Genomic DNA, 1,944 nt, shown 5'->3' with positions numbered 1-1,944 from the left:
CCGTAGACCGCCGCTTGCATGAAGCCGCAACCCAGCAAGGCGGCGCGGCGACCCACCCTGAGCATCAACCAGCCGCCGATCGCGGCGCCCAGCAGGCTGGTGCCCGAACCCACCGCGCCCTTGAGCACGGCCAGGTCGGCCTTGCTCAGGCCCTGGTCGAGCAGGAAGGGCGTGATCAGGCCGGCGGCCATCTGGTCGCCAAAGCGGAAGCAGAAGATCAGGCCGGCGAGCGCCAGCACGCCCGGGCGCATCGCGCGGTGCCACCACAGCAGGGCGAGGTGGCGGCCCGCAGGACGGCCAGCAGGATGGCCAGCGGGGCGGTCGGCGACGGGGTCGTCATCGATGCCGTGAGCAGAGGTGGCAGGCGGCGTGGCCCCCAGCAGGACAGCCCGCGGGGCATCACCTCGCTGGCCGTGGTGCATCGACGAAGCCGATGGCGTTGAGGTCGCTTGCGAGCCTTCAAGTGCCCCGACCGGGTCGGCATCGGGCACGTGAGGCGGCGGCTCCTGCATGCGCCACACCGGCAGCGTCAGCAAGGCCAGCATCAGCGCCATGCCGAAGAAGGCGACCTGCCAGTTGGTGTGCGCGAACACCCACAGCAGCACACCGCCGCCCAGGATCATGCCGAAGCGGTAGGCCCCCACCTGGATGCCATTGGCCAGCCCGCGTTGCTGGGCGTTGAGCAGGCGCACGGCCAGGCCGTCGGTGGCCACGTCCTGGGTGGCGGCCAGCAGGTTGAAGACGAAGACCGCCACGAACAGAGCGATGCTGCCCTCGGTGAAGCCGAGCAAGGCCATGGCCACGGCCAGGGCGCACGAGGCCAGTTGCATCGACAGCAGCCAGCTGCGCCGCGAGCCGTGGTGGTCCACGATGGGCGCCCACAGCATCTTGAGCACCCAGGGTGCGGCAAGGAATTGCAGGAAGCCCAGGGCGGTGAGCGACCAACCCGCCTCGCGCATCAGCACCGGCAGGGCCAGCGTGAAAAAGCCGAAAGGCAGGCCCTGCGCCGTGTACAGGGCGGCGAGCAGGGGCAGGTGGGGGGTGCGCAGCGGGTGGGTCACGCGCGGATGCTATCGCGCCCTGGCGCCGCAGGCTTCAATCGAGAGGGCGATCGGCGTCGGGCAGGGGGTAGGGGTCGGCTTCGTAGCGCGGCCCCTTCATCAGCAGGACGATGGCGCAGCCGATGGCGAGCGTGAGCACCAGGGTCCAGTGAAGGACGATGACGCCCACCAAGATGAACTCGGTTCGCAGCGAAGAGGGGTCGTGCGGGAGGTCGGGTGAGCCGGCACTCGCCCACCACGACGCGGCGAGCCACAGCCCAGGCAAGGCCGTGCCCCAGGCCAGGATGGCCGGCAGGCGGCGCCAGATCTGCCACTCCAGGCCTGGCGCAGACCGGATGGAGCCTGGGTCCTTCTTGAGCCAGTTCATCACCTGACTTTACGCCGCGGGTGAACTCGCGCGCGCGAGCGGGTGCTCGTCAAACCTGGTTCGACGCGGTTGGCGAAGGGGGAAATCGGCCTTCGTTGATCTGGATCTTGCGGTGCGCGGCCTCGACCACGTCGACGCCCAGCTGGTTGCCCAGCTGCACCAGGTAAAGCAGCACGTCGGCCATCTCGAGCGCGACGGCGTCCTTGGTGTCCCCCGGCAGCTCGCGGCTTTGCTGCTCGGTCAGCCACTGGAAAGGCTCGAGCAACTCGCCGGCCTCGACCACGAGGGCCGACGCCAGGTTCTTGGGCGAATGAAAACGCCCCCAGTCTCGCGCGTCGGCGAAAGCCTGGAGGCGTTGGGCGAGGTGCGCCAGCGAGTCATCGGCCATGCGCATCTCCTTGGGTGGTTGAGGTCAGTACAGCTGCAGGCTCACCCAGTATGCAACGGCGGCCACGAACGCCGAGGCCGGGATGGTCAGGATCCAGGCCCAGACGATGTTGCCAGCCACGCCCCAGC

Annotated in this window: 3 protein-coding genes and 1 pseudogene; all 4 read right to left on the bottom strand. The window is 69.4% G+C overall.

Annotation, left to right across the window (positions count from 1 at the left end):
* Nucleotides 1-1,061: MFS transporter (locus B2W70_RS05335; RefSeq protein ID WP_286743615.1), on the bottom strand; the 1,061-nt coding region annotated here is incomplete at its 3' end.
* A gap of 34 nt (nt 1,062-1,095) precedes the next feature.
* Nucleotides 1,096-1,428 carry a hypothetical protein gene (locus B2W70_RS05330; RefSeq protein WP_286743613.1) on the bottom strand — a complete coding sequence of 111 codons (333 nt, stop codon included), beginning with the start codon at nt 1,426-1,428 and terminating at the stop codon, nt 1,096-1,098.
* A 49-nt stretch (nt 1,429-1,477) separates the two neighbouring features.
* On the bottom strand, nt 1,478-1,816 hold the full coding sequence (locus B2W70_RS05325; RefSeq protein WP_058086912.1) for a nucleotide pyrophosphohydrolase: 339 nt from the start codon (nt 1,814-1,816) through the stop codon (nt 1,478-1,480).
* 24 nt (nt 1,817-1,840) lie between these two features.
* Nucleotides 1,841-1,944 (bottom strand): annotated as a pseudogene (locus B2W70_RS05320) (inorganic phosphate transporter); the annotation flags it as partial.

This window comes from Aquabacterium sp. UBA2148, assembly GCF_002328915.1.
Taxonomy (GTDB): domain Bacteria; phylum Pseudomonadota; class Gammaproteobacteria; order Burkholderiales; family Burkholderiaceae_C; genus Aquabacterium; species Aquabacterium parvum.
Note: the sequence above shows the minus strand (reverse complement) of the source record. Positions and strands in the feature narration are given on the sequence as shown.

Excerpts from the sequence above, each read along its gene's own strand:
- B2W70_RS05330 (WP_286743613.1), bottom strand. The coding sequence starts at position 1,428 with ATGAACTGGCTCAAGAAGGACCCAGGCTCCATCCGGTCTGCGCCAGGC.
- B2W70_RS05325 (WP_058086912.1), bottom strand. The coding sequence starts at position 1,816 with ATGGCCGATGACTCGCTGGCGCACCTCGCCCAACGCCTCCAGGCTTTC.